A 26,530-nucleotide genomic window follows, 5' to 3' on the forward strand; every position below is an offset into this window, starting at 1 on the left:
AAGTGGTGCGGCTGGGTCAGTCCCGGCCGGAGGTGTCCGGTCCAGTCGCCGTGTCCGTGGCCTGCTGGTCCACTGTACGGACCTCCGAGCCGCCTCCGCCACGCCGTGTGGCTCGGGCGGCACGTTCCAGGGCACGGCGCTGCTCGCGGGCCTCGGCTCGGCTCTGCCGTGCAGCGTCCCGCTCGCGCCGGCGCTGGGCCTGCTTGAGCCGGCGCCGGTGCTTGGCCTCCACCATGAGCGAGCGCGGCGAGTACTTGGCCCGGAGCCGTCTCCAGCCGGACACCGATCCGCGCATGTCCTGCAACTGGGACTCCACCATGGTCCAGTAGTCGGCGACCTGCGCCTCGGTCGGCTCGTCCGGACCGAACACGGCTGCGTCGGCCCGCCGGGCCAGCAGCGTGGTGCCGGCAGCCGCCGGGAAGGTGCTGCTCAGCGCCCCGGCGTGCTCCTTCCGGGTGCCGGAGCGCAGGGGCTCGGCGCCCAGATCGGTGGCGTAGCTCATCACCTCGGACCAACCGCCGGAGACCTGGTCGGACGGGGTCTGGGCCTGGCGGCGGCGCTTGCGGCGGCGCAGTTTGAGCCAGGCGATGATCAGCAGCGGGATCAACAGGATCAGCAGCGGGATCAGCGAGTAGATGATCGCCCGGATCAGTCCGCCCCAGATCTCCCAGAAGTCCCGTTCACGCTGTTCTGCATCCTGGGGCTCCGGCGCGGTGTCCGGGGGCAGGTCGGCCTGCTCCTGCGGCGGGGGCGGGGGCTGCAGCACCTGAGGCTTGGGTGTGGACTTGGGCTCCTGCTGGGGCGGCGTGGGCTCGTTGTCCTTGTCCGGGGTGGGGTCCAGCGGCACCCATCCGATGTTCCCGAAGTGGACCTCCACCCAGGCGTGCACGTCCTTGCCCTTGATCTGCACCGGGCCGCCGTCGGCCGGCAGGTTCTCGGGGTAGAAGCCCATCACCACGCGTGCGGGGATGTCCAGGGACCGGGCCATCAGGGCCATCGCCACGGCATACTGTTCGTCGTCGCCGATCATCTGTTCGGCATCGAGCAGCGCCGAGATCCGGCCCGCGTAGTGCCCGGAGAGCGAGGTGACCTCTCCCTCACGTCCATTGGAGAAGGCACCGGACTCGTGCAGCGTGGAAGCCAGTCCGCTGACCCGTTCCCAGGGCTGCTGGCGGTCGCCCACCAGTTCCTGAGCGCGTTCGGGGACGATCTGCGGGACGTTGAGCAGCTCGGGCATCACGATCCGCCCGAAGTCCTGCCCCTCGAGCTCACCGGGATCGATCTGCACGGGGAAGACCACATCGGCCACGTACGAGTCCCCCTCCTGCAGCGGGATCGTGGACAGCGCGGTCTCGTTCTCGTCGTTGTAGTACAGGCTGCGGGAGAGCTGGTCGGCTCGAGGACCGGAGGCCTCCAGGCCGCGCAGCCGCCCGCCGCCGGGCAGCCAGACGCCCTCGTAGCCTTCGATCGTCACCTCCAGGGTGCCGGCCTGCCGGTGCTCGGGCAGGTTCTCGTCGGTCCCGGTGAGCCGGGAGGCGTCTCCCACGGGCGAGAAGTTGCCTCCGACCATCGGATTCACGTTGTAGACCATGCCGTCGTAGGCGTCCAGAGCCGCCAGGCGCACTCGTTGGCCCTCACCCAGTCCGTCCACGGTGAACAGCACGGTCTCGTGCTCGTCCTTGACGTACTGACGGAACTTCATCAGCGGGCTGGCGTAGTCGAAGAGCTCGATCGGCGGCTCCACCACATCGCGCAGCACCCGCCGGTCCTCGGCCTGGGTGAGCAGAGGTGCGGCCGCCGCGGTCAGCAGGGTGGCCACGGCCAGCACCGCCGCTCCCATGCCCACGCGGCGCAGCAGCAGCCGGCGTGCCGACTCCGGGCTGGAGACGGTGGCGGTGTCCTCCTGGACGCGGGTGCCCCGGGTGCGCATCATGTGCCGCCGCCAGGCCAGCCAGGCCACGGTGGCCATGACCAGCACGGTGCCCCGCAGCAGCGGCATGGGGGCGTCCTTGGTGCCGAACATGATCCCGACCACGAACATCATGGTGATCGGCAGCACGGTCCAGTACGGCTGTTTCACCCGCCAGGCCAGCAGGCCGGCCACCAGGGCGGTCACCAGACCGGACAGATAGGGAGCCACCAGCATTCCGCCGTGCACCCCCACCGGGGCGGCCACGGTCAGGATGTCCTTCCAGGTGGTCACCGGCCCCAGGGCCAGCACCTGCAGGGCTGGCAGGGAGGGGAGGAATCCTGCTGCGGCCTCGAGAGGCGCAGCCAGGGCCGAGCCGAAGAGCAGGTACCCGACGACGGTCAGGCCGGCGGTGAGCCAGGCGTTCAGCCGCCAGTGAGCCGAGGCCACGGCGATGGCCAGTCCCAGCACGATCCCGCCGAGGCCGGCGACGAGGTACCGGATGTCGCCACCGAACGTGGCGTGGAAGCCCAGCAGGCCCAGGGTGAGCAGCACCAGCAGGACGGCGGCGTCCATGCCCACATGGGACCAGGGCTGGCGCAGTCCGCTCTCTCTGCGCGCCATCATGCTGCCGCCTTCCTCAGGGCCAGGCCCAGGTCCTGCAGGTCCCCGACCGAGACGACGGTCAGGTCCCCGATGTTCGCGCGGGAGGTCTCCACACCGTGGGCACACCGGATGACGAAGGCACGCACTCCGGGAGGCACGTGGTTGGTGGCCTTGCGCAGATCCGTGGCGGTGGGCTGGTCTCCGGTGATCAGGAAGAACACGGAGGCGTTGGGCACGTTGTCAGCGGTGGACCGGGCCACGTCGATGCTGGTCTCCCGCAGGACCTTGCCCTCCACCCGGGTCAGGTCATCGAGCATGTTTCGTCCCGTCTCGGTGTGCACCGGCCCGGCGTGGGTGCGGATGGAGAGGTTGCGTTGCTCCTTGAAGGCCTCCAGTCCGATCGAGGCGGCCACGGACACGGCGAGCTCGAAGTCGTGGTCGGTGGCGTACTCCGCGGTGTTGGTGGACAGGGCGATCGCCAGGTGGGCCCGGCGGGTCTCCTCGAACTGGCGGACCATGAGCTTGTTCGTGCGGGCCACGGTCTTCCAGTGGATGTGACGGCGGTCGTCCCCGGGAACGTAGTCCCGCAGGGCGTGGAAGGAGACGTCGGCACTGGAGAGGTCTTTGGTGGGCAGGCCCTCGAGATCGCGGATGAACCCGGCCGAGGAGCCCTGCAGGGCCACCGTGCGGGGGTGCACATAGAGGTCTTCAGGATCGGTCCACTCCAGCTGGCGGCGCAGCAGCCCGAGCGGATCCTGCCGCACCGAACGGACCGGCCCGACGACGATGACCGCGCGCCGGTGCGTCGGGATCGTGAACAGGTCCTCGTGCGTGGCCGCTGCACGCATGCGGGGCAGCTGGAACACCGCGGTGGCCCGGCCCACGGGCAGCTCCATGGCGGCTGGCATCAGGGTGCGGTCGGAGGAATTGGTGACTTCGATCCCGCCCACGGCGCGGTCTCCCACGGCCACGCGGGTCCGGGCCAAGTCCAGGCGCACCTGGTAGGCCGAACGGCCCAGGATGAACCCGATGCCCATCAGCAGCAGCAGCACGCCCATGAATCCGGCGATGCGTGCCTCGACCCATCCCAGGGCCAGCCCGGCGATCCAGGCGCAGACGGTGATGACGATGACCAGCCAGCCGAGCGGGCTGATGATGGACAGCGCCGGGCGCCCGGTGGCCCTCCACCAGCCCTGGGTCGATTCCCGTGCCGGTGCGGTGGCCACGCTCCCCCACTCGGAGAACTCTCGCCAGAGCTGTTTGGGGTGGGTGCGCACGCGGGCGGTCCGGCGCTCACCCGAACGCTGGCTGCGGTTGGTCGAGTCCGATGTGGGCCGCTGTGCCGGATCCGGGGTCGGACCGGGTCCAGGCGCGGCCGTGCCGGGTGCGGACTGTTCAGTGGACATGGATGCGCTGATCCTCAGGACTCAGTGGTTCCGGCGGAGGCCGGCGCCGCGGAACGCTGCTGCGGTGCAGGGACCTGGGCGAGGACTCGAGTGATCACCGCAGGCGCGGTGGCGCCGGCGAACTCGGCCTCCGGGTCCAGCACGAGTCGGTGGGTCCACACATGCGGGACCAGGTCCTTGACGTCGTCGGGAAGCGCATAGTTCCGCCCCTGGGAGGCGGCCCAGACCTTGGCGGCGCGCACCATGGCCATGGCACCGCGCACCGAGACGCCGAGGCGGGTCTCATCGGCCTCACGGGTCTTCTCCGCCAGTTCGGCGATGTAGTCCAGCACCGCTCCGTCCACGTGGACCGTGGTCCCCAGATCGATCATGTCCCGCACCGCCTGAGTGGTGATGATGGGGCTGAGCGCACCGGAGCGGTCCTTGGTGGCGGCACCGGAGAGCAGCTCGACCGTGGAGCTGCGGTCCGGGTAGCCGATGGAGGTCTTGATGAGGAAACGGTCCAGCTGGGCCTCGGGAAGCTTGTAGGTGCCGGCTTGCTCGATGGGGTTCTGGGTGGCGATGACCATGAACGGGCGCTCGTTCGTGTGGGTGACACCGTCCACGGTGACCCGGCCCTCCTCCATGACCTCCAGCAACGCGGACTGGGTCTTGGGTGAGGCGCGGTTGATCTCGTCGGCCAGGACGATGTTGGCGAAGATCGGGCCCTGGTGGAACTCGAACTCCTGGGTCTTCTGGTCGTAGATCGTCACACCGGTCACGTCCGAGGGCAGCAGGTCAGGGGTGAACTGGATACGCGAGTGGGTGCCCTTCACCGTGGCGGCCAGGGAGCGGGCCAGCATGGTCTTGCCGGTGCCCGGTGCATCCTCGAGCAGCACATGGCCGTCGGTGAGCATGGAGGTGAGCACCAGGGCGATCACGTTCTCCTTGCCCAGGATGGCCTGGCCGACATTGTCCGAGATCTTCTCGAAGGTGCCGGCAAACCATTCGGCCTGTTCGGTGGTCATGGTCATGGTCAGATGTCCCTCTGTCTCTGGTGGGTGGAGTGATGTGTGGTGGTGCCAGGTGCGCCGGTCACCAGGGGTTGCGGATCTCGTTGGACTTCACGCCGTTGATGACCACCCAAAGGCGGTCGACGTAGTCGCCTTCGATCATGCAGCCGGTGGAACCGGAGAACGAACCATTGGAGCCCACCCGGATGCTATTGGCGGTGGAGAAGCGGTGGTCCTGGTTCGGGTACTTCCAGGAGTTGTGGTACCAGCATTCGACCGTGTAGGTCCCCGGGTCCATGTTCTGCACGGTCGCGTTGATCACCGAGCAGCCCCGGTCACCTGAGCACTGGCCCGGACGATCGATCGGGGCACCCCGGGAGATCCGCACGCTCGGCGGAGTGGGCGGCGGCGGAGCCGGGTCGGAGGTCGCGCTGGCGGTCCAGGTCCGGGTCTGCCCGGCCGAATCCCGAGCGGTGACCGTGACGGTGCGCTGGGTGTCGTGGCCCACCGAGACGGACTGGGAGCCGTCATTCGGGGTGCTCGAGCCGTTGATGGAGACCGAGAGAGTCACCGGGCGGCCGTTAGCGTAGTCGGCGGTGTTGGCGTTCCAGGTGAAGTCGACCTTCTCCTTGCCGCCGGTGGCGGTGACATTGGCGGCATCCCGGATCGGCCCGTAGGCGCTGGTCTGGTTCGAGGCCGCTGAGGGGTCGCCGGCGCCGGCGGCGTTCATCGCCCGGACGCGCACGGTCACATTGGAGCCGTTGCTGCCCACGTTGATGGTCGAACCGGGTCCGCCGGGCAGCTTCTGCCAGGAGCCGCCGCTGACGGAGTACTGGTAACCGGTGATCGGCGATCCGTTGGCCGAACCTGCGGTGAAGTCCACGCTGAGCGTGTTGTTCTGCCCGGTGGCGGCCAGCTTCGGCGTGCCCGGGGCCTTGGGCCGGCCGTACGGCGTCACCGCGGTGGAGCGTGCCGAGGCCTCCGAGGAGCCGACGCGGTTGGTGGCGATCACGGCGAAGGAGTACGCCGAAGTCGTCTTCAGATCGGTGACCTGCTGGGAGGTCCCGCTGATGCCGCGGATCGTGCGCACCAGGGATCCGCTTTCGAAGACCTGGAGGTCATACCCGGTGATCGTGGCCCCGTTGGCATTCGGAGCCGACCAGCTGACGTTGGCCACGCCGCCGTTGACGGCGGACTCAGCGCGTGAGGCTGAGGGGGCCAGCGGCTGCAAGGGCTTGCCGGCCGGGGTGATCGACGAGGACCACCCGGAGAACTCCGACGGCCGGTCAGCATCGTTCACGGCCTGGACCCGGAACTGGTAGGCGGTGCCGTTGACCAGCCCGTCCCAGCTCACCGAGGTGCCGCCGGTCTGCCGCTGGGTGATCCCGTTCGGCGGGGCCGGGGAGATCTCCACCGTATAGGCGGTGATGGGTGAGCCGCGGTTCACCGGCGGGGTCCAGGTCAGGTCCACCTTCCGGTCTCCGTCGGTACCCCGCGGCGGCGCGGGCTGCTCCGGCTCCACGTCCGGACGGGCTGGCGCCGAGGCCGCAGAGGGCTCGGATTCGCCGACGTCGTTGGTGGCGGTGACGGTGAAGGTGTACTCGATGTTGTTGGTCAGCCCGCTGATGGTGCAGGTGGTGGCCGGGCACGCCTGGTTCACCCCGGAAGCCTTGACGGTGTAGCCGGTGATGGGTGATCCGTTGTTCGCCGGGGCATCCCAGGTCAGCACGACCTGACCGTCCGAGACGGACTCCACGCGAGGCACACCCGGGGCATCCGGGCGACCCTTCACGTTCAGGGTGACCATGCCGGTGACATCACGGGCCGGATCCATGGAGGCATCGCCCACTGTGTACTGCACGCGCATCTGACCGACATAGTCCTCACCCGGGGTGATGACCAGGCTGGACCCGGAGACCTCGGCCACGCCCTGTCCTTCGGCCATGTCCGCCGCGAGCAGCCGCAGCGGACCGACGTCCTCGAAGAAGTTGCGATCGTTGGCCAGCACATCGACCGTCACCGGCTCACCCTGGCGGGCCTCCGCCACGGTGTCCGGATTGGCGATCGTCAGCGGACGGTCCGAGGCGTTGACGGTGACCGTCACCTGGGCGTTGACCGGATCGGACTTGCCGTCGGTCACGGAGACCGGCAGGTTGCCGCGGCTGCCCTTGGGCGTGTCGGCATCGGCCTGAACGGTCAGGATCGAGCCCTCCAGCGAGGCGCTCACCCCCTCCAGCTCCTGCTCTCCGAGGGCGAAGTCGAGCAGCTCGTTGTCACCGGGATCGGGGTCGTTGGCGGCCTGGCGCAGATCCAGCCGGGCGGGATCGCCGCCGGCCGAGACCTCGAGGGTGTTGGACTGCAGGGTCGGGGGCTTGTTCTCCTCGGGACGCGGCAGCACGCGGATGGGCTGGGTCAGCACGGACTTGAGCCCCTCGGGGTCGTCCGGCCCGCTGCCGTCGGTGACCTCGAAGGTGACGGAGGCGGCACCGGCGTAGTCATCGGCGGAGGTGAACGTGAGCTCGGTGGCCGAACCGACCAGGGATCCCTGCGACTGCGGGGAGGAGGTGACCCGAGACTCATCGGTGATCCGGGGCGAGCGCCCGTCCCGGACCACGACCAGATCCGACAGCGCCATGGTCAGGGTCTCCCCCGCCATGATCTCCAGGGGCGTGTCCGAGGCCAGGGCCGGACGAGCCTCTCCCGCACCGGGAACCACCACGAAGCCGTAGGTTCTCAGATCGTCCACGTCGGTGAGCTGGTAGGTGATCACCTGCGGGTTGGAGGTCACCGGCACCACCAGCTGGCGATCATCGGTCAGCTCCACGCCGTCCGGTGCGTCCGGCAGGGAGACCTGCAGGTCCTCCACGGTGCCGTCCGGGTCCTCGTCGTTCTTGAGGATCTCCACGGTGACCTCATCACGGTCCACGGTCTCCTGGAAGGACACCCGGTCGTCGCGGGCGATCGGCGCGCGCAGCGGCGCCTCGGGGTCGGACTCCACGGTCAGTGTGGCCGTGTCCTGTCCACCTCGGCCATCGGTGATCTTGTAGGTGACCGAGACGAAGCCGGGCTCGGCGGGAGCGGTGAGCAGGATGCGGCCGTCCACCAGGGCGGCGTCGGAGCCTTCAGAGGCCTCCAGCCAGTCCACGAAGCTGAGCTCGTCGCCATCGGCGTCGGTGTCGTTGGAGAGCACGTCCACCGCCACGGGGCGGTCCGGGCGGACGCGGATGGAGTCGTTGACGGCCACCGGCGGGGTGTTGCGTGAGGAGACCGGTGCGATGCCCACCTGGATGGTGCCCACAGCACGGGCGCCCAGCCGGTCCTCGACCACATAGCTGAACGAGTCCGTCCCGGAGCTGCCCTCGGAGGCGGAGTACTCGATGGAGTCTGCGGTGACCTTGGCGGTGCCCTGCGTGGGCGGGGTCTCCAGCTGGACCAGGGAGACGGAGTCCCCGTCCGGGTCGATCCCGTTCAGCGGGATCGGGACCGCCACGGTGTTGCCGGCGAACACGCGGGCCTCCACGCGTTCGGGGGCCGGCGGGGAGTTGTTCTCCAGGTCCTCCGGCTGGATGTGGAACGTCACCCGGGCCGAGGCCTCCTGCCCGTCCGGACCGGAGACGGTGTACACCGCGGAGACGGTCTTGGCCTCCTGGCCGGCGCGGAAGCGGATGGTGTCGTCGGCCACGGAGATCAGGCCGTCCTCCGCGTCCACGGTCTCGGCCAGCTCCGGCTCCAGGGTCAGCTCGGCCCCATTGGGATGGACGTCGTTCTCCAGGACAGGAACCGTCACCATATCCCCGGCGCGGACCACGGCGGTGTCCGGGTTGGGACGGGGCGGCTCCAGCTTCTCGGGGGCGGGGATCGGAATCACCGTCACCTCGCCCACCGAGGTCGCCGACCCGTTGGTGACCGTGTAGGTGAAGGTCAGCGGCTCGCGCAGACCCTGCTGATCGGTGACCCGGATCAAGGCATTGCGTTCCACGGCCACGGTCACCGGGGACTCCTCCGGCAGGCTCACCTGTTGCACCACCAGCACGCCTCCAGCGGGATCGGAGTCGTTGCCCAGGACATTGACGAGCACGTCCTCGTTGGCCGGCAGCAGAGCGACGTCCCGCACGGCCACGGGGGCGCCGGTGTTCTTCTCCGGGTCCTTGACGTCCACCCGGATCAGCCCGGGAGCCGAGGCCGGGCCGTTGGTGGCCACGTACTTCAGGTAGTGGGTCTTCTCCTGGTCTCCCCGGAACGTGACCGTGCCGGTGTCGGCGTTCAGGGAGACGTCGGCGTCATTGGGCTGGTCCACGTGGGCCAGCCGCAGGGAGGTGCCGGTGGGGTCGAAGTCGTTGGTGAGCGGGGAGAACTGGGCCTCCTCTCCCACGTTGACCGTCACGTGGTCGGTGGCCGTCACCGGTGGAGCGGAGCCGCGCGGCAGCACCTCGACCATGACGCGCCCGGTGGTGGACTCGCGCCGGTCTGAGACGGAGACCTCCAGCTCCTTCATCCCCGTGGTCTTCCCGACGTCCTCGAAGGTGAGGACGCCGTCCGGGCGGACACGGACCACGTCGCCGTCCTCGGACGTGGCGCCGAGCAGCTGAAGGTCGTCCCCATCCGGGTCACGCCAGTCCGTGAGGATGTTCTGGGAGACCTCGGTGCCGGCCTGGACCCGCAGGGTGGTGACCCGTTCCTGCTTCGGCGGGGTGTTCTCGTCCTCGGGCACCACGCGCAGGTTGACCCGTGCGTCGTCGGTGCCGGTGCGTCCGTCATCGGCACGGTAGGTGAAGCTGGCCCGCCCCGTGGCGTCGTCGGGGACCACGATCTGGAAACCGGTGCCGTCATAGATGGGCTGGACGGTGCCCAGCTCAGGCTGGTCCCCGCGCAGCGTGGCGGTGAGCAGGTCGCCGTCCGGGTCCACGTCGTTGAACAGCACGGGCAGCGCGGTGGTGCGCCCGGCCCGCACGCCGAAGCTGTCATCCCGGGCGATCGGCTTCTGGTTCTCCTCCTGACGGTCAGGCAGCTCGATGGCGTCGGTGACCTCGTCGGACTCCTCTTCCTCCTGCTCGCCCTCGCCCTTGGGCGGTTCCAGATCGGCCCAGTTGTTCACGATCTTCATCGCGTCCTGCACCAGCCAGGTGTTGCCCTCGTTGATGTCGTTGAGCACCACCACGTCCCGGTTCACCCGGAACACCAGCTGGGCTTCGGCAGGCAGCTCGGGGATCTGCTCGGTGGTGTCCTGGGAGTCGTCGTCGCAGTCCCGCAGATAGGTCCCGGATCCGGTCCACGCCGAGTGCGTGCAGGAGCCCACGCGCACCGGCTGGACGGGGGTGCCGGTGCTCTCCACCGGAGCGTACTGCGGCTCGCCGCCGCCCAACGGCACCAGGGCGTTCTTGTTCGCCAGGGAGATCACGGCCAAGTCGGCATCCGGACCGGGGGCCTGCAGCCTGCCTTCAGCCGGGTCGACGACGGCCGAGGAGTTCCCCTCGGAGGTCACCACGGTGCCACTGGCCGGATCGAAGACCACCGCGGTGTCCCCCACAGCGGTGATCTGCGGTTCGGTCAGGCCCTGAAGCCCGTCCACCTCGGTGTCGGCGATCTGACGGAACCCGGCAGGATCATCACTCCCATCCTCACCGGATGCCGAGCCGTCCTGCTCAGGCGAGGAGCCGTCGTCGGGAGATCCGCCGTCTCCCACCTGCTCGGTGCCCTCCTGCTGACGCTCCTCATCGGTGAGGGGGCGGAAGCCGAGGATCCGGTTGCCGTCCAGATCGGCCACCCAGACGGAGTCGTCCCGGCCGACGGCAGAGATGACCCGGCCCTCGCCCTCGAAGATCGGCTCGGCGCCTTCGGCCGCCAGGCTGCCCAGAGCACTGGACTCGGCGGCGTAGACCCGTCCCTGTCCGGTGTCCGCCACAGCCACCACGTCCTGGCCGAAGGAGAAGCTGCCGTTGCTGGGGAGCATGTTCTCGTCCGTGAGCTCGAACGCGGCCGGGTCCACGGTGGTGAGGGCGGCCTGCTCGAGGTTGCGGAGGTAGACCTGGCTGCCGTGCTGGGCGAGGTCGTACTCCGTCATGGTGGTGGTGACGCCGCCGTCCAGGGTCCCCGACTGATAGTTCAGATGGGCGACCTTGTTCTCCTGGGCGTTGACCACCCAGACGCCGCCGTCATTGAGGTCCACATCGGCGGTCTGGAACCCGGGGTAGAGGACGGCACCGGTGACAGCGAGCGCCGAGACGCCGACGGCCGCCGTGGTCTTGACCGTGCCTGAGCGTGCTGAGAGGCGTGCTCCCACCGTGTCCCTCACTTCCCCTAGTTCCCCCTCCTGTCCACCACGCTCCCCGCCTCGGCGGCGGTGCACAGGTCAGGATGGCACTCCGGCTCAGAGACGCCGGAAGCTCCCGTCCAGTGTACCCAGTGGCCGGATGCATCCGGCGCGTTCGAGATGGGCAGTGGTCCCCTTGACGGGGCCGGTCACTGCCACCCGGCGTTGGCATAGACGACCTGACCGGTGTATGTGGGTCCGGGAACGCCGAAGGGAACGCCGTCGCCGAAGTCCAGCATGTCACTGGAGGCGGGCATGCGGTCCGGATTCCCCTCGCAGACCAGTGCGTAGACCATGCCCCGGTCATTGGTGGTGACGGCATCGGTGATGTAGTACATCCCGGAGCTGGGGAAGCAGTCGATGTAATAGGTGGTGTTCGGAGCGGCGTTCTCAATGGAGAGGAAGGCTGATTCCCGAACACCGTCGATCACATCCCACCGCGCGCGCGGACCTGCGGGCACTGTGGGGGTCGGTGTCGGGGTGGGTTCCGGCGCCGTGGTCGGCGGCGGCGGTGCCGGCGCCGTGGTGGGTGGAGGCGGTGCCGGGGCCGTGGTCGGCGGCGGGGTCGGGGCCGTGGTCGGCGGCGGGGTCGGCGTGGGTGCGGGCTCGCCTCGGGCCATGCCGGTTCCCGTGAACGTGAGGCAGGGAGTGTCCTGCGCACAGACCGTCACCGCCAGGGTGTGGGTCCCGCCGCTGGGTGAGTCGATGGTGGTGGAACCGGAGTTGGCCACCGTGCGGCCGTCAGCGGTGCCCTTCATCGAGGTGATCGGACGGCCATTGGCATAGTCCGTGGTGCGCGAGTTCCACCGGAACGTGACGGACCCGGTCCCCGTGGTGGAGGTGATGGAGGAGGCGTCCCGGATCGGCCCGTAGGCCGTTGCGGTGGTGACGGCGGCCGAGGGCTCCCCCGGGCCCACCGAGTTCATGGCCCGCACCTGCAGGCGGTAGGTCGCCCCGTTGGCGGGGACGGTGATCACCTGGCCGCTGGCGCCCAGAGACTGCCAGGCGCCCCCGTCCAGGGCGTACTGGTACCCGGTGATGCGGCTGCCGCTGCCGGTCACGGCCGTGTAGCTGACGGTCAGCTGGCGGTCGGTGCCGGTGGCCCGCGTGCTGACACCGGTGACCGCCTGGGGGCGGCCGTAGGGGGTGACCACGGCGGATCGAGGCGAGGAAGGTGATGCTCCGACCCGGTTGCTGGCTCGCACGGAGAACGAATAGCTGCCGTTCGGGTCGAGCCCGGTGAACCGCAACGAAGTGGTAGCACCGTCCACGGTCCGGGACTCGGCCACGGCACTGCCCTGATGGGCGGTCACCACATAGGACTCGATCGCCGCCCCGTGGGTCTCCGGCATGGACCAGTCCACCTGGACTGCCCCACCGTCCACCACGGAGGTGATGTGGGTGGCCGTGGGCGCAGCGGGTGCCGCGGGGGCTCCGGCCGGGGCGACGGCGGCCGAGAACGGCCCCCAGTCGGAGGGTTCGTCCGCATCATTGATCGCCTGGAGCCGGAACTGATAGCGGACCCCGTTCTGCAGGCCGTCCCAGCGCAGCCCGCCAGCCGGACCCACTGTACGCACGGTGCCGCCGCCCGGTGCGGCCGGGGAGATCTGCACGCGATAGCCGGTGATGGGGCTTCCCGGGTTCTCTGGAGCGGACCAGGTCAGGTTCACCACGCCGTCCCCCGGGTCAGTCGCGGGGGCGGCGGGGGCATGGGGGCGCACGTCTGGCGTGATCGGCGCCGAGGGCGCGGAGGGCTGGGACTCACCGATCTCATTGACCGCCGCTGCGGTGAAGCGGTGCTCCACCCCATTGCGCAGTCCGGTCACCGTGCAGCTGGTCGCCGGACACTCGATGGTGCGCCCGGACCCGATCTCGCGCAGGAGGTAGTGGGTGATGGGTGAGCCGTGGTCCGTGGGGGCAGACCAGCTCAGCACGGCGGTGCCGTCGTTGACGCCGTCGGCTTGGGGCACCCCGGGTATGCCGGGCACGCCGGCCACCACCACGGTGATGACCGCAGTGGAGGATCGCGCCGGGTCCCCGGAGGCGTCGCGGATCTCATAGGTGGCCCGCAGCCGACCGGAGAAGCCTGCTGCAGGGGTGATGGCCACCTGGTCCCCCTGGACCGTGGCAGTGCCCTGGCCGGCCACCACACCGGTGGTCATCAGGCGCAGGGGCTCGTCATCCCCGGCGGGATTGATGTCGTTGGCCAGCACGTCCACCAGGACCTGCTGTCCGGCACGGGCGTCCTCCACCAGGTCGTCCACCGCTTCAGGCGGGTCCACCTCGTCGCGGATCACCGTCACCTCCACCGTGACCGGGACCGGCTCGGCGGACCCGTCCGAGACGCTGAGGCCGATCTCCTCGGTGTGGCCGGCAGACGTGTCCGGCCCGGCGCTCACCAGCAGCAGCGCGCCGGACAGGTCCGCCTGGATCTGGTCCCCGGGTTCCTCGACCCGGAAGGACAGCTCGTCCCCGTCCGGGTCCTCGGCCAGGCGTGAGAGGTCCACGGGGGTCGGCTCGGCGCCGGCGGTCACCTCGACGGCCGTGGAGCGCACTCGAGGCGGCGAGTTCTGCTCGGGACGAGACAGCACGGTGATCGGCAGGGTCAGGGTGGAGGTCAGCCCCGTGGGGTCCTCGGCGCTGGAGCCGTCGGTGATCACCATGTTCACCGACGCCGAACCCCAGTAGTCCGCCGGTGCGGAGAAGGTCACTGCCGTGGCCGAGCCGATCTGGACCGAGGCGGTCGAGGGTGAGGCGATCACCGCGTCGTCCCGCAGCAGCCGCGGCTGGCGCCCTTCGCGGACTCCCACCAATGCTGTCAGGTCCAAGGCCAGCGATTCCCCGGCCATCACCTCGCGCGGTGTGCTGTCCAGCAGCCACGGCGGCGTGGACGAGGTTCCCGGAACGGTGATGAAGGCCGTGGCCGTTTCGCCGTCCGGATCCGTCACGCGGTACGGGATGATCTGCGGCGCATCGGTCAGCTGGATCTGGACCTGACCGGTGTCCGTGACGGAGGCGGTGGAGGCGACCCCTGAAACGGACGGGACGCTCACGGTCAGATCCTCCACAGAGCCGTCCGGGTCCTCATCATTGGCCAACACCGAGACGTCCACTGCCGTCTGACCGCGGGCCTGGTCCATGCTGATGTGGTCGTCGCGGGCGATGGGCGGCATCAGCGCAGCCTCGGGATCCACCCGCACGGACAGGGTCCCCGTGTCCGTGGCGCCCAGCGGATCGGCGATCGTGTAGCGGATGTTGAGATGGCCGGGCTGATCCGGCGCGGTGACAGCCAGGCGCCCGTCTCGCAGCTCGACCTGCACGGCGGGATCCTGGCTGGAGAATCCGCCCTCGACCAGGGCGACGGGATCCCCGTCCGGATCGGCGTCATTGCGGAGCACATCCACGGTGAACGTTCGCCCAGGTCGCACGGTGAGGGAGTCGTCCACTGCCGTGGGCGGGGTGTTGCTGGTGGGCGGCTGAGCTATGCCCACAGAGACCGTTCCCACGGACTGTGCACCCAGACGGTCCTCAGCCAGGTAGGTGAAGCTGTCCGTGCCGGTGGCCCCCTCCGAGGCGGTGGAGACCAGCTGGCCGGCATCGATCTGGACGGTGCCCTGGGCCGGCGTTCCCTCCAGGCCCGTCAGGGACACCCAGTCCCCGTCCGGATCAGTGCCTTGCAGTCGCACCGGGATCCTGACCGTCTGCCCGGCCAGCACCCGAGAGGTCACCTCCGGCAGCACGGGCGGGGAGTTGGTCTCCCGGTCCATGGGGACCACGGTGAACTGCACGCGTGCTGAGGCCTGCTGGCCATCCGGCCCGGTCACCGTGTAGGCCACCGACGTCCGTCCGGGTCGCTCCGAGGCCAGGAAAGCCACGCGACCGTCAGACACGGTGGCGAATCCATGCTCCTCAGGCACGGTCTCGGCCAGCTCCGGCTCCAGGGCCAGCTCAGCCCCCTGGGGGTGGAGGTCGTTGGCGAGCACGTCCACGCTGACCATGTCCCCCACTCGCACCACGGCGGTGTCCGCCACGGCGATCGGGGGCTGGAGGGTCTCGGGCTCTGGCAACGGGATGACGGTGATCTCGCCCCGCGTGGTGCCCTGGGCGTTGGCCACGCTGTAGTGGAGCGTCAGCGGAGCGCTGCGGGCGCCCGTGTCCACCACTCGCACGACGGAGTACCCCTCGACGGAGGCCTTGACGAGTGGCCGTGAACCGTCAGCGGTGGCGGGGACCTGGACGCCCTGGACCACCAGCACGCCTCCCCCCGGATCGGTGTCGTTGGCAGTGACGTCCACCAGGGTCTGTCCACCAGCCGGCAGCAGCGCGATGTCCCGCACGGCGATCGGCAGTCCCTCGCTGCCGTCCTGGCCCATGACATCCACTCGGATCAGTCCGGGTGTGGAGTCAGCCTCGTTGGCCGCCACATAGTCCAGGTAGTACGTCCCCGGCGTGCGTGAGGCGAAACTGACGGTCCCGGCCTCGGTGTTGAACTGGCTCTGGGTGTTCGGCGCCGTGCCCACGTAGGCCAGACGCAGGGTTCCGCCGAGCGGGTCTTCATCGTTGGCCAGGGGGCGGATGACGGTCTCCTGGCCGGCCACGGCCACCACGTGGTCGGCCACGGTCACCGGTGGTGTGGCCAGGCCGTCGATCACCTTCACCTGCACGGTGCCCTGGGCTGTCTCTCGCCCGTCGGTGACGGTGATCGCGACCGTTCGCGTGCCCGTGACCCCCTGTCCGTCCTGGAAGGTCAGCTGGCCGTCCGGTCGGATCCGGACGCTGTCCGGGTCCTCGGCCACGGCATCGACGAGCCGGACGTCGTCTCCGTCCGGATCCAGCCAGTCCGTGACGACCTGGCCGGTGACGGACTGTCCCGCCCGGACGGTCAGGGTGGGCACCCGGAGCTGTTCGGGCGCTCGGTTGATCTCGTCCGGCACCACTCGCACCGTGACGGCGGCGTTGTCCTTGCCGCCCCGACCGTCATCGGCGGTGTACTCGAAGCTCGAGTCGCCGGTGGCGTCATCGGGGACCACCAGCTGGAACGCCACTCCGTCGTGGGTGCGTTGGACCTCGCCGACGCTGGGCTGGGGCCCGGTCACGGACACCGTGAGCACATCCCCATCCGGATCGGAGTCGTTCAGCAGCGTCTGGAGCGGGACGGTGCGGCCGGCGCGCACACCGAACTCGTCGTCCACGGCGACGGGGTCCCTGTTCTCCTCCCGCCGCTCGGGCGGAGCGGTGTCGCGGGTGATCTCCTCGGATTCCTCCGCGTCCCGCTCATCCTCAGACGACGGCGGTTCCAGATCCTCCCAGTTGGTCACCATGCGCATGTCCTGGGTGACGATCCACGAGGTGCCCTCCTGGACGTCGTTCAGGACCACAGCCGTGCGATTGGTGCGGAAGACCAGCTCGGCGTCAGCGGAGAGTCGGGGCACGGCTTGGAGGACGTCGTCCGTCTCATCCGGGCAGTCGCGCAGGTACGTGCCTGTGGCGGCTGACGCCGCATGGACGCACTCGCCCACCACCACGGGCTCGGCAGCGGAGGTCCGCGAGCCGGACTGGGACTGGGCCTGGGCGGGATCGGTCAGGTCGGTGGCCTGGATCTGACCGCGATCCAGCGAGACTGTCAGGTGAGTGCGCGGTCCTGTCAGGGCCACCTCCGGCCTCTCGGGGCCCGGAGCCTGGAGACGGGCTCCGCGCAGGGACTGGTCCTCCACAGATCCCCCGGGCCAGACCAGGGTGCCCCGTGAGGGGTCGAGAACGACGGCGGTCCCGCCCACCGCGGTCAGCTGCGGCTCGTCGAGGTCCGCGACTCCAGCGAGGGGCTCCGGCTCGGAGGCGACCAGGTCAGCGGCGGGCGAGTCTTCTCCGCCCGACGGGGCGAAGCGGTGCAGGGTCTGCTGCTCCACGTCCACGGCCAGCACCACTCCGTCCACCGTGGTGGTGGCCAGCACGGGACCGTCGACATTCAGCAGCGGCTCGACGCCGTCCACCTCCGGCACCGGATCCGCCCGCATCCCGAAGACCTCACCGGTCTGGGGGTTCGTGGCCGAGAGGGTTCCCCCGCCCAGCCGGAAGCCGTGGGTGGCCGGCAGGATGGCCTGTTCGGCCAACACCATGCCCGCCGGGTCCACGCGGGCCAGTACGCCGGAGGCCGGCTCGAGCAGCAGGACCTGTTCCTGGTCCTGGTGAAGTTCGTAGTCGGTGAACGGGGAGGCCAGTCCTCCGTCCAAGGTGCCGGACTGCACGTTGAGGTGGCCCACGGAGTCGTCCTGGGCAGAGGTCACCCACACACCGCCGTCATGCAGGTCCACCGTGGTGCTCTCGAATCCGGGGTACAGCACCGCCCCGGTCACCACCAGGCCGCTGACCGCAGTGAAGGTCGCGCTGGTACGCCAGGGACGTCGTCGGGATGCGCCCGGTCGCTGACCGGATGCCGCCTGTGTCCGTGGTGCCCTGCTCACGTTGCCGTACTCCCCTGCACTGGTCGCGCCCCTACGCGGTTGACCGCAGTGTAGCCGCGCCAGGTGACGTCACCGTGACGTGTGACACCGTGATGGCGGCTCAGTCCAGGACTAGGCCCTCCCCGCTGCCGCTCATCAGGATGGAGGGCCGGATCTCGCCGAAGCCACGGACCAGCCGTGGGGGCTGCGGGATGAGGATGAACCGCTCGTCATCGCCCAGGGCGGCGGCCGTCAGGGCGTCCACCAGGACGGTGCCGGGATCGGCCAGCGAGGTCAGGCGGGAGGCCAGGTTCACGGTGGGGCCGTAGATGTCCCCGAGCCGGGAGAGCACCCGGCCCCACACCAGGGAGACGCGGGCCGAGGGCAGCACCGGATCCTCGGACATGGCCCGGGCCAGGGCCAGGGAGATCTGGGCACCGGCCTCCGGGGTCTCGGCGTTGAAGAGCACCTCGTCGCCGATGGTCTTGACCAGGCGTCCGCCGCCGATCGAGATGATCTCGGCGCACTTGTTCTCGAAGCGCTGGACCATCTGGGCCAGGGTGCGCTCGTTCATCTGACGGGACAGGGAGGTGTAGGAGACCATGTCCGCGAAGCCGACGGCGCGGGCCAGGGGCAGCGGTGCGTCATCCTCGGTGCCGTCGCGCAGGTGGTCTGAGGCGGCCAGGCCGGCCTCCACCCGCACGGCCAGGCGCTGCAGTGCGGAGTTGAGCTGACGGCGGTAGGAGTAGGCCATGACCTGTTCGAGGGGCTCGACGATGCTGTTGAGCATCTGCACCACCTCGCGCCGGGCCTGGGGGTCGGTCATGCCCTGGCTGCTGATCTTGTCCTCCACCAGGGCCTCGATCTGCCAGACCACCATGCGGTCGGTCATCTGCCCGATCGAGCGGGTCAGGGAGATCGCGGTCTCCTCGTTGAGCACCCCCTGGCGGACGAGGTCGATCATGGTGTCCATGGCGGCCACGTCCTGGTCGTTGAACACCTTCTCCCCCTCCGGCACGTTGGGGAAGCCCAGGGCACGCCAGAGCTTGCGGGCGGAGACCATGGAGACGCCGAGCTCGGCGGCCATCTCACGCCGGTCCAGGGAACGCGGTCCGCCCAGCAGCTCCTCGTCCAGCACGCGGATGGCCTGGGTCCAGGTGGCCCGTTCGGCGCCGGTCAAGGGGACGGGGTCGGTGGAGTCCGTGGTGTCGGCGGGATCGACCAGGGCGCCCAGGGACTCGTCGGCACCGGCCGGGCCGGCACTGACGGCGGGGATGGTGCCGGTGGCGATGTCCCCTACGGGCAGGTCGACGGGAAGGTCCAGGGGCAGCGTGCGCGGTCCGGTGTGGAACCCATCCGGTCCGGGCTCGATCTCGGCCTCGGGCCAGTGCTCGGGATCGTGGTGCTCATCTCGAGGGGTTCCGCCGGTCATCGGGCGCTGGTCCATGTGGCCTCCTGTCGGTACGGTCCGGCGGCTCGGGCGGCCTCAGCAGTGCCGTGCGGCGGTGCTCCGTAGGGCTGGGCCTGCTGCGCGATCTGCCGGCGCAGGGTCCCCAGTTCGGCGAGGATCAGGGCGCGGAAGCGTTCGGCCTCGGGCATCTCCGTGAGCACCCATCGAGTCCCGGTGGCGTGGTCCAGGAGCAGGTCCCCGGATCCGGCCCGGCGCTGCCCGCGGCGCTGCCGCACGCTCACATCCGCCAGGGAGAGCAGGTGCACGGTGCGCTCACGGGACCGTCCCCATCCGGCCCGCTGGATCACCCGGTGGGTGGTCAGCAGGGTCTTTCGCGTCAGCCACCGCACGAGTGGACGGACGGTGCCCAGCAGCAGGGCCAGGCCGGCCAGCGCCCACACCAGGGTCACCAGCCAGGGCCGGGCCTCGATCAGCGCCGGCTGTTCATGCGGACGGGCCAGCAGCCCCTGCAGGTACCCGGTGGCGGCGGCGACCAGCAGCATCCGGACCATGGGCAGGGTCAGGGCACGCGGATGGGATCGAGTGCGCACCCGCACCTGCTCCCCCGGGGCCAGCTTGACCGCCACGTCTCCTCCTGAGTGCTCCTGCCGCGTCCACCTGCCGTGTCATGCCAGGTCACCGGCCGCTTCAGCGCGGCCGCAGATGCACGACGTCGGCCGCCGAGATCTCCACTCGCCTCACCTCAGCGGGGCGCGAGGGTGCAGAGTCAGCGGACTCCTCCATCATTCCATGCTCGGGCTGTGCGTGACCTGCGCGCTCGCTGGTCGGTGCGTGACCGTCGTCGGGATGCGCTGTGTCCTGCCCCGTCTCCAGCAGCAGGGTGCCGCCCGCCCCCAGCCCGACGGCACGGCCGGTGAGGGTGGATCCGTCTGGCTGCTCGGCTCGGACCTGTTGGCCGAGAGTGGCGAGTCGGTCGGCGATGTGGCGGACGGCGGGGTGGGATCCGTCCACGGGCTCGGGCTCGTGGGCGAGGCCGTCCTGCAGCGTGTCCACAGCGGCCACCACGGCGTCGCGCAGACGCTGGGCCAGGGTGGGGCGGTCCAGGGTGGCGGCATCGGCCCACCAGTGGGTCAGATCGGCGGCGGTGGGCACGGGCGGTCCGGCGGGGCCGAAGTCCAGGTTCAGGCCGATGCCCAGCACGAGGCCGGAGCGGTCCGGCAGGACGGTGGCCAGGATGCCGCTGACCTTGCGGCCGCCCTCCACCAGGACGTCATTGGGCCACTTGATCTGCGCCGGGACGCCCTGTTCGCGCAGCAGATCGGTGAGGGTGGCCGCCGCGGCAAGGGTGATCCAGCTCCAGTGCGCCGGTGCGACTGTGGGACGCAGGAGCACCGAGAGGGCGAGCGCGCTGCCGGCGGGAGCCATCCACGTCCGGCCGAGCCGACCGCGACCAGAGCGCTGGTCCGCTGTGGCCGCTGCTGCCCCGTGGGGCCACGTCTGGGGGTCCTGGGCAGCGCCGTCCAGCACCACCTGCTGCGTGGAGTCGGTGTGCTCGAGCCAGGTCAGATTGGAGTCCGGAGTCGTGTTGCTCTGCGCGTCGGTCATGTCCTCAGGTATACCCCTCGCCGCGGACCCCCAGAGGCCTGGGGGATCTCGACGGGCAGTCTGGCTGCGCCGCGCTGTGATTCCGGCGAGGACCGCAGCTCCGTCCCCGAAGGTCAGGCGTGGCGGTGGATGCACTCGGAGGCTCGGATCAACAGGGCCTGCAACGGAAGCCGGCCGAGGGAGATCAGCTGGAACTTCCAGGGGCGGTGGCGCCAGCGGCGGGCCATCACCAGATTGCCCGGGAAGACCGCCAGGAACAGCAGGGTGGCCACGCGCCCGCCGAGACGCCGAGTGGCCGGCACGGCCAGGAGTGCAGCCGTGCCCAGCTCGGCCACCCCGGAGGCGTAGGTGTAGGTGCGCGGTGAGCCCGGCAGCTTCCGCGGGATCAGCCCGTCGAAGGGGCGGGGCTTGGCGAAATGGAGTACTCCCATGCCGGTGAGAAAGGTGGACATGACGCGGGCCGAGGCGTGGGCGCGGCGCTGCTGTGAAGTCTGCATCACCTGATCCTGCCCTACCCCTGAGAATCCACCGAAGTTTGTGCGGTTCCTACAAGCGCGGCCCCCGCCAGCCTCAGTAGAGTGATCTTCTGCGCGCGGAACTGTGCGCTGACGATTGCGCGCCCTTGTGCGAACCATCCAAACGCATCGCCTGACCGGGCGGCGGATCGGAGGAGCCATGACCCCCTCACCCCAGGACCTGACCGGAGAACCCGGCCGGCCGTCGTCGGGAAGCTCTGCCTCCTCCGCGCCCACCGGCCCGGACCTGACCACCACTGCCGGCAAGCTCGAAGACCTGCGCGGCCGGCTGGCCGAGGCGGCGCTGCCCTCCGGCCAGGCTGCCGTGGACCGCCAGCACGACCGCGGCAAGCACACCGCCCGCGAGCGGATCGAGATGCTGGTGGACGAGGACTCCTTCGTGGAGTTCGACGCGCTGGCCGTGCACCGCACCTCGGCGTTCGGGATGGACAAGAAGCGGCCGCTGGGCGACGGCGTGGTCTCCGGCTACGGCACCGTGGACGGTCGTCTGGTGGCTGTCTATTCGCAGGACTTCACCGTCTACGGCGGCTCGCTGAGCAAGGTCAACGGCGAGAAGATCGTCAAGGTCCAGGAGTTCGCCGCGCGCAACGGCTGCCCGGTGATCGGGATCAACGACGGCGGCGGCGCGCGCATCCAGGAGGGTGTGTCCTCGCTGGCCATGTTCGCCGACATCTTCCGGAACAACGTGATGGCCTCCGGCGTGGTCCCGCAGATCTCCCTGATCATGGGTCCCTGCGCCGGCGGCGCCGCTTACTCCCCCGCGCTGACGGACTTCATCGTCATGGTGGACCAGACCTCCCACATGTTCATCACCGGCCCGGACGTGATCAAGACCGTCACCGGCGAGGACGTGGACATGGAGACCCTGGGCGGAGCGCGGCAGCACAACGCCTCCACCGGCACCGCCTCCTACCTCGCCGCCAATGAAGAGGACGCGATCGAGTACGTGCGGGAGCTGCTGGAGTTCCTGCCGGCCAACAACCTCGCCGAGGCCCCGATCGAGCCGTTCGTGGAGGAGCTGGAGGTGCTGGACGAGGACCTCGAACTGGACACCCTGATCCCGGACTCGGCGAACCAGCCCTATGACATGCTCACCGTGATCGAGCGCCTGGTGGACGAGGGCCATTTCCTGCAGACCCAGGAGCTCTACGCCCCCAACGTGATCACCGGGCTGGGCCGGATCGAGGGCCGGACCGTGGGCGTGGTGGCCAACCAGCCGCTGCAGTTCGCCGGGACCCTGGACATCGCCGCCTCGGAGAAGGCCGCCCGGTTCGTGCGGTTCTGCGACGCCTTCAACATCCCGATCATCACCCTGGTGGACGTGCCCGGCTTCCTGCCCGGCACCGATCAGGAGTTCTCCGGCATCATCCGCCGCGGGGCCAAGCTGATCTACGCCTACGCCGAGGCCACCGTGCCCAAGCTGACCGTGATCACCCGCAAGGCCTACGGCGGCGCGTACATCGTGATGGGCTCCAAGAAGCTCGGTGCCGACCTGAACCTGGCCTGGCCCACCGCGCAGATCGGCGTGATGGGTGCCCAGGGCGCGGTGAACATCCTGTACCGCCGCGACCTTAAAGCCACCGAGGAGGCCGGCGGCGACGTGGATGCCCGCCGCGCCGAGATCGTCCAGGACTACGAGGCCGAGCTGCTCAACCCCTACCAGGCGGCCGAACTGGGGTACGTGGATGCGGTCATCCCCCCGTCGGAGACCCGCGTCCAGCTGGTCCGCGCCCTGCGGGCCACCTTCCACAAGCGCGAGGCCCGCCCCGCCAAGAAGCACGGGAACATGCCGCTGTGACGGCTGCCCAGCACCGACCCGAAGGAACCGAGACCATGACCGCAGTCACCGAGACCACCGCTGCCGAGGCATGCGAACTGATGATCCGAGGGAACCTGACCCCGGAGGAGACCGCCGCGCTGACCGCGATCGTGCAGGCCGCCGTCGTGGAGGCCCAGCAGGCGGGCGGTGAGGACACCTCCGCCGTGGACCGCACCCTCGACCGCCGCCGTCGCCTGGGCCTGTGGGACCGCCCGGGCTCGGGTTCGTGGAAGAACTCCGCCGGCTGGAACTGAGCTCCTGACCCGGGCGGGTGACCGCTGGGCGTGCTGCTGACCCAGGGTTTCTGAGCTGCACTGATCGGCGCTACGTGGGTCTCGGTTGCACGGATTGCCGAGAGGCCAAGCCGTGATGCACAGTTCGACGGTTTCGACCCCGGAACTGGTCAAGTGGTGCAACAGCCCCTCGGATTCCGTCACACGGTGCAGCAGGGATCAGCGTCCTCCCAGCACCCTCCGCGCCGGACTCCCGTCCTGCACAGGAGTCCGGCGCTCTCGGCTGATCAACAGGATGCCCGCCCGCCCATGCGACCTCACGCCCCGCAGGGTCTGCTGGGGGCATGGCACCACGTTCGTCCCCACTGCTGTCCCTCGTCTTCACACTCGGTGAGGCCCGTGCCCACGGACTGACCGACTACGACCTCTACCGTGCTGGCTTGGAATCCCCGAAGCCCGGCCTGCGGATGACTGCCGGGCATCAACCGGACCCGTTGCAGGTGGCCGGCAAACTGGCCACGCGCGACCCCTCCCTCATCCTGACCCACCAGACCGCCGCGCACCTCTGGGGACTCTGGCTGCCCTCCTCCATGCGGGAGCCCACCATTCACCTGGCACGGAGGCGTGGTCACGGCGGGATTCCGCGGGTCGACGGCACCACCGGCCACCTCACCGCCGCGCAGGACCAGGACCTCCGCATGATCCGCGGCGTGGCCATCACCTCTCCTGCCTGGACCTGGACCGACCTGGCCTCAGAACGTCTCACGCTCCGAGAACTGGTGGCGGCGGGAGACTCCCTGCTCCAACGCCCCGATGGGCCACCCCGCTCTGGACGCCACGAGGGGATGAACCCGTTGTCCACCCTGGCCGAGATGCGCGAGCTGGTGGGGCGGCGTCCAGGAATCTGCGGCGCACCCCTGCTTCGCCAGGCACTGGAGCTCGTCCGCACCGGAGTGGATTCGTCGCCGGAGTCGTGGGTGCGGACCGGTCTGCTGGACGAAGGATGGCCCGAGCCCGAAGTGAATCCTCTGCTCTCATTCGAGGACGGGTGGTCTGTTCGCCCGGATCTGGCCTACCGCCAGTGGCGGATCGCCATCCAGTACGAGGGCCAGCACCATTTCACCGAGGCTCAGCAGTACGCCTCGGACATCCACCGGGACGATCGGCTGTCACAACGAGGCTGGGAGACCATTCGCCTCTCCTCCCGTGTGCTGACGCCGGTGGGGTGGGGCGAGTTCACCGACGGACTGCGTCGCGCCGTCCAGCGGCAGACCCGGTGAAGCAGCTCTGGTGGGGCCGCCCCGCGAGCACAGGTGGAACTCCTGCGGATTCAGCGGGACCCTGTCACACCGTTGGACGTTTCGCTGAGCTGCGTTGCACACCTCGGCGAGATCAGCCTCAGTTCCCGCCATGTCATGCAACATTGACTGCGCTGGCGCCGAATATTGCATCACAGAGGACCACCTCGACGATGCGTGCAACAGGGAATCGACGTTCCGCGATCAAGAGCGTCCGCACGAACCCTAGGATGGCCACCATGACTTCTACCGAGCGTCCTGACCAGGAAGCGGCCCTCACCCCGGCCTTCCCCTCCACCCGTGAGCCGTCACAGATCGATGCGCTGGCGAACCAGTACGTCAAGGACGTGCTCGCCCTGGACCCGGAGATGGCCACCTCCATGGGCCTGCCCGGGCACGAGACCGAGTACGGGGATTACTCCCCCGCCGGGGTGCAGGCCAAGGACGAGCTGAATCGCCGCCTGCTGGCTGACCTGGACTCCGCCGAGCCGCAGGACGACGTGGACCGGGTGACTGTGGCGGCCATGCGAGAGCGCATCGGTCTGGAGCGCGAGATCGTGGCCACCGGCCGCACCGAGCTGAACAACATCGCCTCCGCTGCCCAGGGCATCCGTGCCGTGTTCGACCTGATGCCCACGGACACCGCCGAGCAGTGGGAGCACATCGCCGGCCGGCTGAAGAACCTGCCCGCTGCCCTCACCGGGTACCGCGAGTCGCTGGAGGCCTCGCGCCAGGCCGGCCTGGCCCCTGCCCAGCGCCAGGTGGACATCGTGATCGAGCAGGCCCGTGCCCACGGCGAGCACCACGGATTCTTCCCCGGCCTGGTGGAGCGAGCCGCGGGGGCCGGCGTCGTGCCCTCCTCCCTGATGACCGAGCTGGAGGCCAACGCCATCAGCGCAGGTCATGCCTACAAGGAGTTCGCAGACTGGCTGCAGGACGATCTGCGCCCGCACGCACCGGAACAGGACGCCGTGGGCCGCGAGCGCTACGCCCTGGCCTCCCGCGAGTTCCTGGGCGCCACGATCGACCTGGAGGAGACCTACGAGTGGGGTCTGGAGGAGCTGCGCCGGATCGTGGCCGCCCAGCAGACCGATGCGGAGGCCATCCAGCCCGGAGCCAGCATCGATCAGGCCCGTCAGATCCTCAACCAGGACCCGGCCCGCCGCCTCGAGGGCACGGATGCGCTGCGCACCTGGATGCAGGGCAAGTCGGACATGGCCCTGACCGCCATGCAGGAGTACTTCCACATCCCCGCGCCCATGGACCGCGTGGAGTGCATGATCGCCCCCACCCAGGAGGGCGGCGTGTACTACACGGCTCCGTCCGAGGACTTCTCCCGCCCGGGCCGGATGTGGTGGTCCGTGCCGGCGGGTGAGGACTCGTTCACCACCTGGGGCGAGACCACCACGGTCTTCCACGAGGGCGTGCCGGGCCACCACCTGCAGATCGCCACCGCCATGCTCAACCCTGATCTGAACGACTGGCGCCGCCACCTGTGCTGGACCTCCGGCCACGGTGAGGGCTGGGCCCTGTACGCCGAGCGGCTGATGGAGGAGTTCGGCTTCCTGCAGGATCCGGGCGACCACCTGGGCATGCTGGACGGCCAACGGATGCGCGCGGCCCGCGTGGTGTTCGACATCGGCGTGCACTGCGGCTTCCGTGCCCCGCAGGAGTACGGCGGCGAGGTCTGGACCCCCGAGTCCGGCTTCGCGTTCCTGCAGCAGCACCTCAACGACTCCCCCGGCCAGGTCCGCTTCGAGTTCCTCCGCTACCTGGGCTGGCCCGGCCAGGCGCCGTCCTACAAGATCGGGCAGCGCCACTGGGAGCAGATCCGCGCCGACCGCCAGCGCCGTGCCGCTGACGCCGGCCAGGACTTCGACCTCAAGGCCTTCCACACGCGCGCACTGCTGCTGGGCTCCATGGGCCTGGACACCCTGCGCGAGGCCATGGCCTGAGGCGGCGGTT

At 69.8% G+C, this 26,530-nt stretch carries 13 protein-coding genes; 4 read left to right on the forward strand and 9 right to left on the reverse strand.

What is annotated here, in order from left to right; genetic code table 11:
* Positions 1 to 16 precede the first annotated feature (16 nt).
* The 9 genes from ACEXHE_RS11810 to ACEXHE_RS11850 all read right to left on the reverse strand — a co-directional run bounded on the left by ACEXHE_RS11810 (position 17) and on the right by ACEXHE_RS11850 (position 21,176).
* Complete coding sequence (locus tag ACEXHE_RS11810) at positions 17 to 2,536, reverse strand: transglutaminase family protein (protein WP_374785924.1); 2,520 nt, start codon at positions 2,534 to 2,536, stop codon at positions 17 to 19.
* Positions 2,533 to 3,921 carry a DUF58 domain-containing protein gene (locus tag ACEXHE_RS11815; protein WP_374785925.1) on the reverse strand — a complete coding sequence of 463 codons (1,389 nt, stop codon included), beginning with the start codon at positions 3,919 to 3,921 and terminating at the stop codon, positions 2,533 to 2,535. The genes ACEXHE_RS11810 and ACEXHE_RS11815 overlap by 4 nt, the downstream gene beginning before the upstream one ends.
* Before the next feature lie 14 nt (positions 3,922 to 3,935).
* Positions 3,936 to 4,934, reverse strand: a complete 999-nt coding sequence (locus ACEXHE_RS11820; protein WP_374785926.1) for an AAA family ATPase — start codon at positions 4,932 to 4,934, stop codon at positions 3,936 to 3,938.
* Between the two features lie 61 nt (positions 4,935 to 4,995).
* On the reverse strand, positions 4,996 to 11,193 hold the full coding sequence (locus ACEXHE_RS11825) for an Ig-like domain-containing protein (RefSeq protein WP_374785927.1): 6,198 nt from the start codon (positions 11,191 to 11,193) through the stop codon (positions 4,996 to 4,998).
* Between the two features lie 179 nt (positions 11,194 to 11,372).
* Entirely contained in the window at positions 11,373 to 17,564 is a 6,192-nt protein-coding gene (locus ACEXHE_RS11830; RefSeq protein ID WP_374785928.1) for an Ig-like domain-containing protein, read from the reverse strand.
* Positions 17,565 to 17,784: 220 nt separating this feature from the next.
* Positions 17,785 to 19,110, reverse strand: a complete 1,326-nt coding sequence (locus ACEXHE_RS11835) for an adenylate/guanylate cyclase domain-containing protein (RefSeq protein WP_374785929.1) — start codon at positions 19,108 to 19,110, stop codon at positions 17,785 to 17,787.
* Positions 19,092 to 19,700 (reverse strand): PH domain-containing protein, encoded by a 609-nt coding sequence (locus ACEXHE_RS11840; protein ID WP_374785930.1) that lies wholly within the window; start codon positions 19,698 to 19,700, stop codon positions 19,092 to 19,094. The genes ACEXHE_RS11835 and ACEXHE_RS11840 overlap by 19 nt, the downstream gene beginning before the upstream one ends.
* A gap of 61 nt (positions 19,701 to 19,761) precedes the next feature.
* Positions 19,762 to 20,679, reverse strand: coding sequence for a biotin--[acetyl-CoA-carboxylase] ligase (locus tag ACEXHE_RS11845; protein WP_374785931.1), 918 nt, complete (start codon positions 20,677 to 20,679; stop codon positions 19,762 to 19,764).
* Between the two features lie 113 nt (positions 20,680 to 20,792).
* Positions 20,793 to 21,176: a hypothetical protein gene (locus ACEXHE_RS11850; RefSeq protein WP_177227916.1), complete on the reverse strand. Its 384-nt coding sequence runs from the start codon at positions 21,174 to 21,176 to the stop codon at positions 20,793 to 20,795.
* Positions 21,177 to 21,354: 178 nt separating this feature from the next.
* On the opposite strand from ACEXHE_RS11850, the gene ACEXHE_RS11855 reads away from it, so the two are divergent.
* The 4 genes from ACEXHE_RS11855 (at position 21,355) to ACEXHE_RS11870 (ending at position 26,520) form a co-directional block, all read left to right on the forward strand.
* Positions 21,355 to 23,013, forward strand: a complete 1,659-nt coding sequence (locus tag ACEXHE_RS11855) for an acyl-CoA carboxylase subunit beta (RefSeq protein ID WP_374785932.1) — start codon at positions 21,355 to 21,357, stop codon at positions 23,011 to 23,013.
* Between the two features lie 35 nt (positions 23,014 to 23,048).
* Positions 23,049 to 23,288 carry an acyl-CoA carboxylase epsilon subunit gene (locus ACEXHE_RS11860; protein WP_091697976.1) on the forward strand — a complete coding sequence of 80 codons (240 nt, stop codon included), beginning with the start codon at positions 23,049 to 23,051 and terminating at the stop codon, positions 23,286 to 23,288.
* 323 nt (positions 23,289 to 23,611) lie between these two features.
* Positions 23,612 to 24,547 carry a hypothetical protein gene (locus ACEXHE_RS11865; protein WP_374785933.1) on the forward strand — a complete coding sequence of 312 codons (936 nt, stop codon included), beginning with the start codon at positions 23,612 to 23,614 and terminating at the stop codon, positions 24,545 to 24,547.
* 257 nt (positions 24,548 to 24,804) lie between these two features.
* Positions 24,805 to 26,520 (forward strand): DUF885 domain-containing protein, encoded by a 1,716-nt coding sequence (locus tag ACEXHE_RS11870; RefSeq protein WP_374785934.1) that lies wholly within the window; start codon positions 24,805 to 24,807, stop codon positions 26,518 to 26,520.
* Positions 26,521 to 26,530 lie beyond the last annotated feature (10 nt).

This window comes from Micrococcus sp. IITD107 (assembly GCF_041927415.1).
Classification (GTDB): domain Bacteria; phylum Actinomycetota; class Actinomycetes; order Actinomycetales; family Micrococcaceae; genus Citricoccus; species Citricoccus terreus.